The sequence below is a fragment of the Lactobacillus sp. wkB8 genome, assembly GCF_000761135.1.
GTDB lineage: Bacteria > Bacillota > Bacilli > Lactobacillales > Lactobacillaceae > Lactobacillus > Lactobacillus helsingborgensis.
Window position 1 is genome coordinate 1,649,092 of sequence record NZ_CP009531.1, and the last position, 13,910, is coordinate 1,663,001.

Here is a 13,910-nt window from a genome sequence, read left to right on the forward strand (position 1 = left end):
TCCTATAAAATACGGCAGTCAAAAAACAATTCCTAATTATTAATAAAATGCATATATTGCTATTTTTAAACGGTAAAGCACTTGACTTAAACTGCACATTAAGGATTAAAGTAACAATAACAAATTATAAAAAAGGAGTGTAAAAAATGAACGACCATCAAAGTGATGTGCAAAATGGCATTTTTAACTTGGGTGACAAAAATACCGCTTATCAAAAATATTTTATTGGTCAGAGTTATCTGCAAAGCCTTGTCAGCGATCCCTCTATTAACGTGAGTGTCTCAAACGTTAGTTTTGAACCGGGGTGTCGCAACAATTGGCACCAGCATATTGGCGGCTTTCAGATTTTGTTAGCAACAGCTGGTACGGGCTGGTATCAAGAAGAAGGCAAAGCACCACGTAAATTGCGCCCTGGTGATGTAGTGGTAGTTCATGACAGTGTTAAACATTGGCATGGCGCAACCAAAGACAGCTGGTTTGCCCACATTGCCATTACTGCTGGAACTCCCAAGTGGCTTGAACCAGTGACAGATGAAGAATATCAGAAATTGGAGGATTAAAAATGAAGAAACAAACTGCCGGCAGAGATAATTTAGGTGATTTTGCTCCTAAATTTGCGGAATTAAATGACGATATTTTATTTGGTGAAGTTTGGTCAAGAGAAGACAAACTATCTGCACGTGACCGTAGTTTAATCACTTGCGCTGCCTTAATGGCACAAGGGGCTTTTCCCCAGCTCAAGTCACATATTGTTATCGGCAAGAAAAACGGCATTACTAAAGATGAAATGGTTGAATTAATTACCCACCTTGCTTTTTATTGCGGTTGGCCCAAAGCATGGTCTGCGTTTGGTTTAGCACAAGAAGTCTTTACGGATTAAAGTTTTTAAGTTAAGACAGCTGGTCTTTTTAACCAGCTGTTTTTTTGTTCCAAAATCAAAAGCCTTTAACGGTATCTGCACCCTGCAAATTATGCTAACCTTTAGAAGAACAATCAAATAAAAAACAGGAGTAAACTAATATGAGTAAAAAAATTTTAATTTTACACACAGGTGGCACCATCTCAATGTCAGAGGACGAAACAGGGAAAATTAAGCCTAACAGCCAAAACCCTCTGACTGATCTATCTTTAAACGTTAACGATGATGTCCAATTAGTTACTGAGGAAATTTTCAATCTACCTTCACCACACATCACTCCGGCGCGTATGTTGCAGATATCTTTACGGATACGCCAAGCTGAAGCAGAAGGCTTTTTCGGTGCTGTTGTTACACACGGCACTGATACTTTAGAAGAAACAGCGTTATTTTTAGATTTAACAATCTCCAGCAAAATGCCTGTGGTAGTTACGGGAGCTATGCGTTCTTCAAACGAAATTGGCAGTGACGGCCTGTACAATTTCAAAACTGCAATAATGGTTGCCAGTTCAGATGCTTCTATTGGTAAAGGTGTAGTGGTCGTCATGAACGATGAGATTCATCCTGCTCGCTATGTAACCAAGACCCATACTACAAATGTCGCTACATTTAGGACAGCTACATTTGGTCCGATCGGAATTGTTTCAGAAGGACACGTTAATTATGTCCAAACTATTAATCCACAGCAGCATTTGCCAATTGACCATGTAGTTTCAAATGTCTATTTGGTTAAAGCATACGCCGGCATGGGACCAGAAATTTTTCAAGCTTTAAATAAACCGACTACTAATGGAATTGTGATTGAAGCTTTAGGAGCCGGCAACATGCCCCCGCAAACACTGCCGGAATTACAAAAACTGCTTGATAACAATATCCCCCTAGTCCTAGTTTCACGCTGTTTTAATGGTATCGCAGAACCAGTTTATGATTATCAAGGCGGCGGCGTTAGTTTAGCTAAAATGGGCATCATTTTCTGCCGCGGTCTAAATGGGCAAAAAGCCAGAATTAAGCTTTTAGTAGGTCTAAGTGCTGGCTTTAAAGGACAACAATTAAAGAAATATATTAATAATTAAATTATATATAAAACTACCTTCTCTTTGGTGGTTTTTTTCTTGCAAAAATTTGCAATTATTTGTAAAATGACCGTTGGTCATTGTTGAATAAAAAGAGTATAAAATAATTATGTATGTCTTATCTCCCCAAGAAAAAGAAGCTAAAAAACAACTGATTGCGGCGGCTGCCAGCAAATTATTTCAAAAAAATGATTTTAACAAAATATCCATGGCCCGCATTGCGCGTGAATCCGGTGTAGCCAAAGGAACGCTGTTTAATTATTTCAAAACTAAAGAAAGCATCTTTATGTACCTGCTGCTTTCTGGATACCAAGACTATCTAAAAGACGTTCTGCTTCGTTTTCAAGCAGCCGAAAATATTACTACTTGGTCGGCATTTTCTTCTTTTTTACTAGAGCAAAATCATTTGTTAATTAGTAAAAGACCTGATCTCTTACGTCTTAACGCTTTGCGTGGTCCAATTTTAGAAACAGCCGCAGATAAAGAACAAACTTTGCTCGGTCGCAAAAAATTATATCAGGTAAATCATCAATTAGGGCAAGCCATTGCTAAGCGTATTACCATCTTAGACGATAAACAGGCCAGTCACCTTTTCATTATTCAAAGTGCCATTATTAGCGGCTTAATGAATATGATGAACTTAGATGAATTTCACCACGATCAATTGCCCGTCGACTTTAAGGGTTTTCAAATCGACCTCGAACAAGAAGCCAATCAATTAATGCTATTTTATTTACAAGGATTAGCACAAAAATTGGAAGGAGCTAAATAGAATGAAACTTGCTAATATTAGAAATTTTGCCATAATTGCCCATATTGATCACGGTAAGTCAACTTTAGCCGACAGAATTATGGAACAAACTGATACTGTCAGCAAAAGACAATTAAGCGACCAACTGCTCGACAGCATGGAAGTAGAACAAGCGCACGGAGTAACGGTTAAATCAAGATCAGTGCGTAACTTTTATCAAGCAGATAACGGTCAGGAATACGAATACAATTTAATTGATACTCCGGGACACGTTGATTTTTCTTACGAAGTTTCTAAAAGTCTGGCTGCCAGCGATGGTGCTATTTTATTAGTTGATGCAACCCAAGGCGTGCAAGCACAAACGGTAGCTAATTTACGTTTAGCTTTAAAGCATAATCTGACTATCATTCCGGCTATTAATAAGATTGATAATGCAGCTGCCGATGTAGCGACAACAGAAGCGCAAATACGTGCGCTGCGCCCCGAATTTGCTGATGTGGATATTTTAAAAATCTCTGCTAAAACCGGCGAAAATGTTCACCAAGTCTTAGAAGCAATTTACCAAAAAATCCCGGCTCCTCAAGGAAATCCAGATGCACCTCTTAAAGCGTTAATCTTTGATTCGCAGTATGATTCTTATCAGGGAATTATTGCAGATGTCAGACTAATTGACGGTCAGTTAAAAAACCAACAAAAACTCCAGTTAATGCAAGGCGGCAGTATATTTAACGCACAAGCAATAGGAATTTTCACACCAAACATGCAGCCAGTGAAAGCTCTGAACGCTGGAGAAGTTGGTTACGTAGTAACAGGAATTAAGGACGTCGCCAGCGTCCAGGTGGGCGATACCCTAACTGCTGCAGACAATCCGACTAAAAATGCAATTCCGCACTTCAAACCCGCACAATCAATGGTTTATGCTGGTCTTTATCCTAAAGGAAAAACCAGCTATGAGGCGTTAAAGCAGGCTATTAGTAAGTTGGCACTTAATGATTCAGCTTTTCATTACACGCCAGAGCAATCCGAAGCCCTTGATGCCGGTTTTCGTTGCGGCTTTTTAGGCATTTTTCACTTGCAAATTATTCAAGAACGTTTGCGTGATGAATACCACGTGGAAGTGCTGACAACTGCTCCCAACGCGACCTACCATGTTTATCCCAAGCAACCTGAGCCAAAGCAAGAATATGTCACAATTACCAATCCAGCTAAATTCCCTGATTTTTCCGAAATTGACTATGTCACAGAATCTTACGTTAAAGCGGTAATTACTACGCCCAATGACTATTTGGGAGCAGTCATGAAATTATGTGACCAGCATTTTGGGGAAATGGTTAATTTAGATAATCAACAAGATTTAGTCACATTAACATATAAACTGCCGGTTTCCGAAATTGCCTATGACTTTTTCAATAGTTTAAAATCAATTACTCATGGTTTTGCGACTCTTGATACTGAATTTCTGGATTATGAACTTGTGGATGTAGTCAAAATTCAAATTCAAATTAACTACGCCGCTGTTGATGCTCTAGATATTATTGTGCCCCGCCAAAAAGCAGATTTGATCGCGCACAAATTAGTTAAAAAACTGAAATATACTGTGCCGCGGCGCCTGTATCCGATGCCTGTGCAAGCAATGGTGGAAAACAAGTCAATTGCAAGAGTCGACGTGCCGCCTTTGCGCAAGAATGCGGCAGTTAATGGCGAAAAACGGAGTATTTCAAAGAAACAACAGCTTTTACGCAGACAAAGTCTAAATAAGAGACAGGCTGTTAAAAGTGATATCAAGTTGCCCCAAAGTGTCTTTGATGCTATTTTAAATATTAACGAACCAGATTAAAAACTAAAGCAAACTAAAAGCGTGAAAAACGAAATTTTTCACGCTTTTAATAATTTAAATTTTAATTACGAGAATATACTGAACAAGATGGTCGGCAACTTGACGCTTTAATCACAAGTAACAAATGAGTCGCAGATACTAAAAAATTCCTAACCATGATGGTTAGGAATTTTATTTTTAGATTCTAAATTAGTCGTCTAACTTTTCTTTGTTAGTGACATTCAACTTTTCATCAAAGGTGTACACTACTGGTTCACCAGTCTTCATTTCCAAGTTCATAATATCAGCGTCAGAAATGTTTTCGATGTATTTAGTCAAGGCACGAAGTGAGTTACCATGAGCGGCAATAATGACATTCTTACCAGCTAATAAGTCTGGAGCAATGTGGTCTTCCCAAAATGGCATAACTCTTTCTAAACAAACTTTTAAGTTCTCAGTCCGTGGAATAATGTGTGGGTCAAGATCGGCGTAACGACGATCTTGAACTTGGCTGTATTTTGAGTCATCCTCAATCTTTGGTGGCAAAACATCGTATGAACGACGCCAAATGTGAACTTGTTCATCACCGTACTTATCGGCAGTAGCCTTCTTATTTAAACCTTGTAAACCGCCGTAATGACGCTCGTTTAATCTCCAGCTCTTAGTTTCGGGAACCCAAAGTTGGTCGCTTTCTGCCAAAGCATAGTGTAAAGTCTTAATAGCACGAGTCAAAACTGAAGTATAGGCTTGGTCAAATTTAAGACCGTGTTCTTTAATTAACTTACCTGCATTCTTTGCTTCTTCAACGCCTTTTTCTGATAAATCTACATCAATCCAACCAGTAAATTTATTTTCAAGGTTCCATTCACTTTGTCCGTGACGGATCAAAACTAATTTTGACATGAAATATCTCCTTTGCAAATTAAATGTTTCACTTACTATTTTACACATTTACATTTTGTTTTCATAGAGTTTAGGACTAAAAATCATTTTTTAAATTTATATTTTACGATACAATAGTTATAATAATGATTATAAGAAAAGAGATAATCTAACTCACTATGAAATTTAAAAAACTAATTTTAGGATTGAGTATTGCTGCAGCGCTAGTTGTGGGTGGTTGCTCCAAGTCGAAAAAACAAAGCGAACCAATTCTAACTAAAAGCCAAGTAATCAAATGTTCACAGAAATCATTTAAGAGCGGACAAGCTAAGCAAACAGTGACTTTAGGCACTGATACATCTAAGCAGGTGGTTGCTACTACCGCCCTTTTCGGCGGCAACCCAACTGTTTTTCAGCTTAATTACGAAACACAATCTAAGGGTAAAACCAGGTCCTCACAAGAATGGGTGGATAGTGCCAATCACGTCTATATTAACGGGCAGAGCAAGTGGTACAAAGCCGATTTTAACAAACTGACAGGTCATTCTTATGCTGACCTACTTGACTCATTCACTAATAACACAATGTTGATGGATCCACCTGCCACTCTTACTAAAGCTTATAAAATGACTCGTAAAGGTCATACTTATACCTTAAATGCCAAAATCAAAGATCAACAAACTATGAAAGAAGCACTTGATCCAATTTTTACTACTAATACACAAAGTCCCAAGCAAAAAACAATTTACAATAAATTAGTTAAAATGGGTAAAATTCAAGGTATGACTGCAAAGTTAGTAGTCAAAAACAAAAAACTATACTCTTTTCAATACTTAGTAAAAATCAAAGTTAACAAACTAATGCGCTTTAGTGCAGGACAAAGTTACGGCAATATGGGTAAGCAAGACTTCTTAAAGATCCCTAACAATGCACTTAATGCCCATCCGCTACCTAAAACTGACAAAAAGAAAAAATAGTTAATACTATTTTTCAATATAAAAACTCTCTAGACAGATTTCACTCTAATCTAGAGAGTTTATTTCAACCTTTTTTATAGCTATTTTTAAAACTTACACGTCTAATAATCGTGATGCTTGTTTGTATCAAGTGTAATATAAACTATAAATAATAATAAAAGTGTACCAAAGACTAGTAAATATTTTTGCTCTTTAGCTCCAGTCTTAGGCAAACTTGCTTTTTTAGATTTTAATGCAGTTGACTTTTGACTTACTTCTTGCTTTTTAGCAGTTTTATTATTTGAAACAGTTTTGGCAAAATCATGATTCGTTCCATTTATATCATTTTGCTTATTAGAATCATTATTATCACCATAATTATTTTTATCTTGTTCTGTAGTAGGTGTATCATTCACTTGAGGTTTGTTCATGCTGTAAACATAAGTTACAATGATGTCCCCCTGAATAAATTTTCCATCTCTATTATTCGGTAATTTACTTTCATCTAATGTATAACCAGAAATTCCTAATTTTGCAGTAGTATAACTAGATCCTACCACACCAGTTTGCTCAACCGGTTTATGTATTTCTTTACCATCTTCGTCAACAAACTTGGTTATCACTTTACCTACAGTTAGCGCAGAAGAGTCCTTCTTGTATACATAGGTTACAACTATATCGTTTTCACTATATTTTCCTGTCGCATTAGCAGGTATTTTACTTTCATCTAATGTATAACCAGAAATTCCTAATTTTGCAGTAGTATAACTAGATCCTACCACACCAGTTTGCTCAACCGGTTTATGTATTTCTTTACCATCTTCGTCAACAAACTTGGTTATCACTTTACCTACAGTTAGCGCAGGAGAGTCCTTCTTGTATACATAGGTTACAACTATATCGTTTTCACTATATTTTCCTGTCGCATTAGCAGGTATTTTACTTTCATCTAATGTATAACCTTCAATAGCAAGCTTTTTTGCCACATATTCTGCGCCAACTTCACCAGTTTCAGTGACTGGATCATGTATTTCTTTACCTGTCTCATCAACGTATTTGGTTGTCACTTTACCCACAGTTGGCGCAGGAGGGTCTTTTTTGTATACATAGGTTACAACTATATCGTTTTCACTATATTTTCCTGTCGCATTAGCAGGTATTTTACTTTCATCTAAAGTATAACCTTCAATAGCAAGCTTTTTTGTCACATATGCTGTGCCAACTATAGCAGTTTCAGTGACTGGGTCATGTATTTCTTTACCTGTCTCATCAACATATTTGGTTATCACTTTACCCACAGTTGGCGCAGGAGGGTCTTTTTTGTATACATAGGTTACAACTATATCGTTTTCACTATATTTTCCTGTCGCATTAGCAGGTATTTTACTTTCATCTAATGTATAACCTTCAATAGCAAGCTTTTTTGCCACATATTCTGCGCCAACTTCACCAGTTTCAGTGACTGGATCATGTATTTCTTTACCTGTTTCATCAACGTATTTGGTTGTCACTTTACCTACAGTTGGCGCAGGAGGGTCTTTTTTGTATACATAGGTTACAACTATATCGTTTTCACTATATTTTCCTGTCGCATTAGCAGGTATTTTACTTTCATCTAAAGTATAACCTTCAATAGCAAGCTTTTTTGTCACATATTTTGTGCCAATTATACCAGTTTCAGTGACTGGATCATGTATTTCTTTACCTGTCTCATCAACGTATTTGGTTATTACAGCACAATTAGCCTTTTTCCATTGTGCATATAAAGTAATGACGCCATTAGCAGTATCTGTTAAATTAAAGACATTTTGACCATCTGTATACGTAACTCCAGAAGCATCCGGTGCAGTATTCCAGTTATTAAAAACAAAGTTATCTCTTACAAAAATGTTTTTATTTAAAAGTTGCGCCACATTATATGTAAAAAGTTGGTCTGGCATTGTGTTGATACCTTGATTGGGATCAAACTTTACGCGATAGTTATTAGCTTTGTATACGTAGATAATGCTTCCATTATTACCATTTTTCTTCAAAGTACCTGTAGCAGGCAGGCTTTTTTCTTCAGTAACAGTTCCATCATCCATATTCTGGAAAGTATATCCCTTGATTTCCATTTTTTCAGTATTATATGTGCCATTAACATAAGCACCTGAAGGATAATCTACTTTTCCCTGTGCCAAAGTTTTACCAAATGTATCTACATATTTTACATCAACAGTAGCAGCTTCTTGAAATGAAAAACTGGTTATCTTAAATTGTTGTTCATTAATAAGTGATCCGGTTGATCCGGTCACTGTGAGGGACATTGTAGAATAGCTATCATCTATCTGTTTAGTCCACCTTAGTACATTATCGTTTGTTTGAGTGAAACTAATAGTTAGAAGCCTGCTTCTACCATCATAATTAACATTTAATTTATGAAATTCACCATCAATGTCAGAACTGGAAAGAGATTGTGCACTATCAGGCACATCCTCAGCCCACCATCTATCTACAAGGACTCCATTCTTGGATTTCAACTGCTTTTTGCTCGTGGTAACAAACGCACCATATGGTGGGTTGCCTGAATCTGGATTTAAGCCAAAGCCAAAAGAATCAGCTTGATTAACCATTGACCCTTTCAGATCACTTTCTGGAGCCACAAATTTATTAAGGAAAGTATCTATCTTAAAGCCAATAGCATTTTGCAAGCCGGCAATTCCCAAATTGCCACCTGCATTACCAAGGTCAGATGAGTTACCGTCATGAAAAGCAAAACCCAAACCGTCTCCTCCATTAGGATTTTCCCCAAGGTTAATGTATCCTAACAATGAAAAACTGGTATTTAGATCAATTTTACTATTTAAAGTAAAGGATCCTACTTGATTTTTTGAGGCAGGTGTTAAAGTTACTACACCTGCATTTTGATCATAAGATGCAGATCCATTCAAATTAAAATAGTCATTAAAACTATCTTTATCAACTATAATATAAGGACTACTATTTGTATCTGCATATGTAGTATTTACATTACCATAGAATAAAAATAATAATATACCTAGAAAAAAAGCAACTATTCTTTTTTTATACATAAATGTTCCTTTCTCTTAAAAAATACTTAAATCTAGGATTATTTAAATATTTTATGTTTTTAAAAGTAATTTTATGTATTCACTAGTGTTTATTTTCCGCGGTATATTAAATGACACGGATTAACGTAATTGTAGCAGAAGCCCCTAGTAAAATCAACGTCTAAATTAGCTGAAAGTACTAAGATAAAATAACAAATTTATTATATTTTTTAATTTCGACAAATTATTAATAAAAAATAAAAGAAAAAGATACACATTTTATTTTTTTAATATACAATAAAGTTATTAAAGAAAAGGAGATTTTAAGAATTAGACTCAAGAAATTTATTTTGGTTTATTGATATCTGCTGCATTAGTTGGCGGTGGCTGAGATCATATCTGGACAAGGTTAAATGTACCCTAGAATCTACTGAAATAATTAAAAAACACAGAGTTAGACTTTTTCTCTTTATTCAAAACAATTTGTAAACCATTTTTTAATAATATAGGAGAAATTAATTATGAAATTGAAGAAATTTTTGACGGCTATGTTATTGTCTGCCACTTTAGTTGGCGGTGGCTTAGCTCATACTCAATCAGTTGATGCTGCCTTAAGCAAAAAGCAGGCTATTTCTATTATCAAAAAAGAAGAACAAACACCAACTAGTTCACAAACTGACCAAATATCAACAACTAAATACAGAAAACAAAAAACGACCATAAAAACAAAGTCAATTTTTAACAGTCAAACTGGTGTATTGCATAGTATCAGCACAGCTAAAAGTGGTAAAAAAACTCAGCAATTGGATGAATGGGTTGATTTAAACAGCAAGCGCATTTATTCAATTCAAGACGGCAAGTGGCAATACGATGAACTGCCTGACTATTTGGTTAAAGAGCTAAACAACTTAAAAAATGGCAAGTCTTTGCAGAAGTTTAACAAGAGTATTTACCAAGAAATGAGTAAAAAAGCCAAAATCACCAGTAAAAATGGCACTTATACTGTCAAAGGCACTTTGAAGGGTCAGAAAATGCTTGATGCAATGCTAAAATTAATGGGCTCAAATAAAGTAGATACTTCTTATTTACACAAGAACTTTAAATTCAGCAAGTGCACCTTCGTATACACTATTAAAGACCAGAAGATAATTGATTCTAAATATGCCCTTAAGGCAACCTTAGCAAAATCAACACAGGTAACTGTTAAAATGAGAAAAAGTCATTTCGGTCAGTTCGATACGTTAACGTTACCTGATGAAGTAAAAAACGCAACTGCCGCCTCACTTAAATAAAAAGTGAAAATTTTTATCATAATATTTAAAAACTATATCCAGCAACTTTGCAATTTATCATAAAAATATTTAAAAGGAGATGCACATAGTGAAATTTAAAAAAGCCATCTTTGCTGTATTATTCGCTACTGCCTTAGTTGGTGGCGGCTTAGTCTATGCCAAAACAGTTGATGCAGATCTTAGTAAGAATCAAGCCGTCTCAATTGTGCAAAATACTAAGACCAACCCAACAAGCGGCAAAGTTAAATTTGAGACTAAATTTAAAGTTGACCATCAGACAGTAATTGGCAAGACGCAAGGCGAATTCAACGTTAAGCCTGAATTATTCCACTCACTTAGTAGCGTCAAATCAGGCAAAAATCAAGCTAATATAGAGCAATGGGGTGACGTAACTTCCAAGCGTCTATATACCAAACAAGATGGCAAATGGCAGTATGAAGCTTTGCAGGATAACGAGGTCCCAGACAAAGAAATACAAAAATACAGCGGTACGATTAAAAAGCTGACCAAAAGCCTTAACGGCGACGCGAAGAAGAATGCTAAACTTAGCCATAAAAATGGTGTTTATACCCTTAAAACTAATGTGAAATTAAGTAAAGCAAGCAAGCTTTTAAATAAAATATGGCAGGACAACAAAGTAGATACCAAAGAGCTCAAAAAACGCTTAAAAATTAGTAAATGCTATCTCATTTTTACCATTGAAAAGAAAAAAGTCACTGGCATTAATTGTTCCTTTAAGACAAATTTTGATAAAAAATCACCAGCTTCTTTCAAGTTAAAAATATTTGATTTTAACAAATATGATGATCTCAAATTACCTGATGAAGTAAAAAATGCCACTCCCGCTCCTGCAAACAAATTTGAGTAATAAAGTAAAGGTTCTTATATGAAAACAACTATTTTCAGTAGATATTTAACTATCATAATTATGGTACTTTTAGGTTACTTAATGAGATAAAATGACTATAGAGTTGTTTAAATATTTTCATTAGTAATCGGAGGTCTAGATATGAAATTAGGAATTGTTGGTAGTGGTAAAATTGTCCATGATTTTTTAACAACTGCTGCTAAAATTGAACATCTGGAATTGACGGCAATCTCAACTACAAAGCGTAGCCAGCATATTGCGGCAGATTTGGCTAAGCAGTATGGTATCAAAGAGGTATTTGCTGATAACGATCAGTTATGCCATGACGAAAACGTAGACACTGTTTATGTCGCAGTACCCAACTCCTTGCACTATGAGGTGGTTAAAAAAGCTATTGTAGCAGGCAAAAATGTTATTTGTGAAAAGCCCTACGTTGAAACTGTTGCTCAGGCAAAAGAACTGAAGCAATTAGCTGACAAGAATAACGTCATTATTGTTGAAGCTATTACAAATATTCATTTGCCAAATTATAAAGCAATCAAGCGTCAATTAGCTGAAATCGCCCCTATTCATATTATTTCTCTTAATTACACGCAGTATTCCAGTCGCTATGATGATTTCTTGCAAGGTAAAATCGCACCTGTATTTGATCCGGCTAAAGACGGCGGAACTCTAATGGACTTAAATATTTATAATATTCATTTATGCGTTGGTCTATTTGGTGAACCTGAAAAAGTGCAGTATTATCCGGTAATGCAAAAACAAATTGACACTTCCGGCATACTCAATCTCGTATACCCGGACAAGCAAGCAGTATTAATTGCAGCTAAAGACAGTTACACCACCCCACGTTCGTTTATTGAAGGTGAAAAAGGTACTATCTATTTTGATGGTTCTACGGGAGTAATAGCAAGCTTTACGGTTGAACACAAAGACGGTGACAATAGCGAATTTAATTTTAACGAATTTGATCACAGAATGGCTAGCGAGTTTACAGACTTTGTGAAAATTATTGATAGTCATGACTTTCAAAAAGCAAACGAGCTTTACAATCATAGTGTTGCTGTCATGGCAGTTTTAGCAAAAGCAAAAGAATCTGTTTCAAACCAGTAAAAGAACTATTTAAAAAGCGCAGCTTTATCTCACACGATGAGAGAGCCGCGTTTTTTATTTACAAAAAAGACCAGGAACTTCTTATTCAGACTTCAAAAAATTTCTTGAAGTTATTTACTAAGAAGATAAACCTGATCTTTTTTCAGTTATATTTAGTTACTTAATTGTAGAAAACAAAACTTTATTTTACTCTGTACTAGTTCTTTGATGGAGCAGTTGAGCTAGCTGAACTGGATGAATTGGTTGAACCGTTAGAGCTGCCTGAACCAGCAGAACCATTTGAACTATCTGATCCTGTTGAACCATTAGAACTACCTGAGCCGTTTGAACCGTTAGAACTGGTTGAACCATTTGAACTGGTTGAGCCGTTTGAGCCAGTTGAACCGTTAGAACCGTTTGAGCCAGTTGAGCTGGTTGAACCAGCTGAACCGTTTGAACCAGTTGAACTAGTTGAACCATTAGAAATTGGATCTACTGGAGTCTCCTTCTTAGCTAAAGCACTAACTTTAACGTATCCAGCTAAAGTTGAGTAATACTTCTTGCCCTTGATAGTAACAGTACCACCATAGACTTTAAGTTTTAGGCCCGTTTTAACTTTGCCGTTCTTCAAAGCTTTGCCGCTTCTAGTAACCAAAACAGTGTTCTTAGCTACTGTAACGACTTTACCATCAAGATTGACAGCCTTAACAAATTGGTTCTTACCAATCTTGTAATATACCTTGCCTTTAACAGTCTTTTTGCCAAGAACGTTAACTTTTTGACCTACTTTTACTGTCTTCTTGGTTTTAACTAACTTCTTGCCCTTTTGCTTGTAAACAGCAGAATTGGCGCCGACTTTTTTGGTCTTGGTAGCCTTTTTAGCTGCACTGACCTCAGTTGCAGCACTGCTTAAAGCACTGGTTGGTAATTGATTAACACCAACAGCTAATAAAGTTGCACCTGCAACTGAAACAATCATTTTCCTATAAAAACTATTTTTACTCATTTTGAGCCTTCCTTTTTCGATTGACAATTTCCGACGTCCTTAGTTAAAAACCAGAGCGCTATAACTCATATAGAGTTACATAGAAGTTATTTTAGCACTATAAGAAAGCAAAAAAAAGAGTATAAGTTTAATAAATTACGTTTTTATATTGCAGCAAATTTCAGTAATAATCATGAACTGATAAAAGTTTTTAGCCTTATTTTTTGTA

At 35.8% G+C, this 13,910-nt stretch carries 12 protein-coding genes; 9 read left to right on the plus strand and 3 right to left on the minus strand.

The genetic code is table 11. The features are described 5' to 3' along the window. Positions 1–146: 146 nt before the first annotated feature. The 5 genes from LACWKB8_RS07710 to lepA all read left to right on the plus strand — a co-directional run bounded on the left by LACWKB8_RS07710 (position 147) and on the right by lepA (position 4,577). Positions 147–560: a cupin domain-containing protein gene (locus tag LACWKB8_RS07710; RefSeq protein WP_038524231.1), complete on the plus strand. Its 414-nt coding sequence runs from the start codon at positions 147–149 to the stop codon at positions 558–560. A gap of 2 nt (positions 561–562) precedes the next feature. Next, positions 563–880: a carboxymuconolactone decarboxylase family protein gene (locus tag LACWKB8_RS07715; protein ID WP_038524234.1), complete on the plus strand. Its 318-nt coding sequence runs from the start codon at positions 563–565 to the stop codon at positions 878–880. Between the two features lie 140 nt (positions 881–1,020). Further along, positions 1,021–1,989, plus strand: a complete 969-nt coding sequence (locus tag LACWKB8_RS07720; protein WP_038524237.1) for an asparaginase — start codon at positions 1,021–1,023, stop codon at positions 1,987–1,989. Between the two features lie 109 nt (positions 1,990–2,098). After that, the gene (locus LACWKB8_RS07725) at positions 2,099–2,761 is read left to right on the plus strand and encodes a TetR/AcrR family transcriptional regulator (protein ID WP_038524239.1); all 663 of its coding nucleotides are present in this window, start codon (positions 2,099–2,101) and stop codon (positions 2,759–2,761) included. A 1-nt stretch (position 2,762) separates the two neighbouring features. Further along, entirely contained in the window at positions 2,763–4,577 is a 1,815-nt protein-coding gene (gene lepA, locus LACWKB8_RS07730) for a translation elongation factor 4 (protein WP_038524242.1), read from the plus strand. A gap of 189 nt (positions 4,578–4,766) precedes the next feature. Here lepA and LACWKB8_RS07735 read toward each other — a convergent pair whose 3' ends face one another. Continuing rightward, complete coding sequence (locus LACWKB8_RS07735; RefSeq protein ID WP_038524245.1) at positions 4,767–5,459, minus strand: 2,3-diphosphoglycerate-dependent phosphoglycerate mutase; 693 nt, start codon at positions 5,457–5,459, stop codon at positions 4,767–4,769. Between the two features lie 158 nt (positions 5,460–5,617). Between LACWKB8_RS07735 and LACWKB8_RS07740 the strand changes: the two genes are divergently transcribed. After that, positions 5,618–6,415: a DUF6612 family protein gene (locus tag LACWKB8_RS07740; protein ID WP_038524248.1), complete on the plus strand. Its 798-nt coding sequence runs from the start codon at positions 5,618–5,620 to the stop codon at positions 6,413–6,415. 101 nt (positions 6,416–6,516) lie between these two features. On the opposite strand, the gene LACWKB8_RS09035 is transcribed toward LACWKB8_RS07740, so the two are convergent. Then, positions 6,517–9,465 (minus strand): MucBP domain-containing protein, encoded by a 2,949-nt coding sequence (locus LACWKB8_RS09035; protein ID WP_052059679.1) that lies wholly within the window; start codon positions 9,463–9,465, stop codon positions 6,517–6,519. A 500-nt stretch (positions 9,466–9,965) separates the two neighbouring features. On the opposite strand from LACWKB8_RS09035, the gene LACWKB8_RS07750 reads away from it, so the two are divergent. The 3 genes from LACWKB8_RS07750 (at position 9,966) to LACWKB8_RS07760 (ending at position 12,717) form a co-directional block, all read left to right on the plus strand. Then, positions 9,966–10,736 carry a hypothetical protein gene (locus LACWKB8_RS07750; protein WP_038524251.1) on the plus strand — a complete coding sequence of 257 codons (771 nt, stop codon included), beginning with the start codon at positions 9,966–9,968 and terminating at the stop codon, positions 10,734–10,736. An 88-nt stretch (positions 10,737–10,824) separates the two neighbouring features. Further along, positions 10,825–11,604: a hypothetical protein gene (locus LACWKB8_RS07755; RefSeq protein WP_038524254.1), complete on the plus strand. Its 780-nt coding sequence runs from the start codon at positions 10,825–10,827 to the stop codon at positions 11,602–11,604. Between the two features lie 141 nt (positions 11,605–11,745). Further along, the gene (locus LACWKB8_RS07760) at positions 11,746–12,717 is read left to right on the plus strand and encodes a Gfo/Idh/MocA family protein (RefSeq protein WP_038524257.1); all 972 of its coding nucleotides are present in this window, start codon (positions 11,746–11,748) and stop codon (positions 12,715–12,717) included. Positions 12,718–12,913: 196 nt separating this feature from the next. Here the strand turns inward: LACWKB8_RS07760 and LACWKB8_RS07765 are convergent, their stop codons facing one another. After that, positions 12,914–13,702: an SLAP domain-containing protein gene (locus LACWKB8_RS07765; protein WP_038524260.1), complete on the minus strand. Its 789-nt coding sequence runs from the start codon at positions 13,700–13,702 to the stop codon at positions 12,914–12,916. Between the last annotated feature and the right edge of the window lie 208 nt (positions 13,703–13,910).

Bases quoted from the DNA above. Each gene is read 5' to 3' on its own strand.
- LACWKB8_RS07710 (WP_038524231.1), top strand. From the start codon at position 147: ATGAACGACCATCAAAGTGATGTGCAAAATGGCATTTTTAACTTGGGT.
- LACWKB8_RS07715 (WP_038524234.1), top strand. From the start codon at position 563: ATGAAGAAACAAACTGCCGGCAGAGATAATTTAGGTGATTTTGCTCCT.
- LACWKB8_RS07720 (WP_038524237.1), top strand. From the start codon at position 1,021: ATGAGTAAAAAAATTTTAATTTTACACACAGGTGGCACCATCTCAATG.
- LACWKB8_RS07725 (WP_038524239.1), top strand. From the start codon at position 2,099: ATGTATGTCTTATCTCCCCAAGAAAAAGAAGCTAAAAAACAACTGATT.
- lepA (WP_038524242.1), top strand. From the start codon at position 2,763: ATGAAACTTGCTAATATTAGAAATTTTGCCATAATTGCCCATATTGAT.
- LACWKB8_RS07735 (WP_038524245.1), bottom strand. From the start codon at position 5,459: ATGTCAAAATTAGTTTTGATCCGTCACGGACAAAGTGAATGGAACCTT.
- LACWKB8_RS07740 (WP_038524248.1), top strand. From the start codon at position 5,618: ATGAAATTTAAAAAACTAATTTTAGGATTGAGTATTGCTGCAGCGCTA.
- LACWKB8_RS09035 (WP_052059679.1), bottom strand. From the start codon at position 9,465: ATGTATAAAAAAAGAATAGTTGCTTTTTTTCTAGGTATATTATTATTT.
- LACWKB8_RS07750 (WP_038524251.1), top strand. From the start codon at position 9,966: ATGAAATTGAAGAAATTTTTGACGGCTATGTTATTGTCTGCCACTTTA.
- LACWKB8_RS07760 (WP_038524257.1), top strand. From the start codon at position 11,746: ATGAAATTAGGAATTGTTGGTAGTGGTAAAATTGTCCATGATTTTTTA.
- LACWKB8_RS07765 (WP_038524260.1), bottom strand. From the start codon at position 13,702: ATGAGTAAAAATAGTTTTTATAGGAAAATGATTGTTTCAGTTGCAGGT.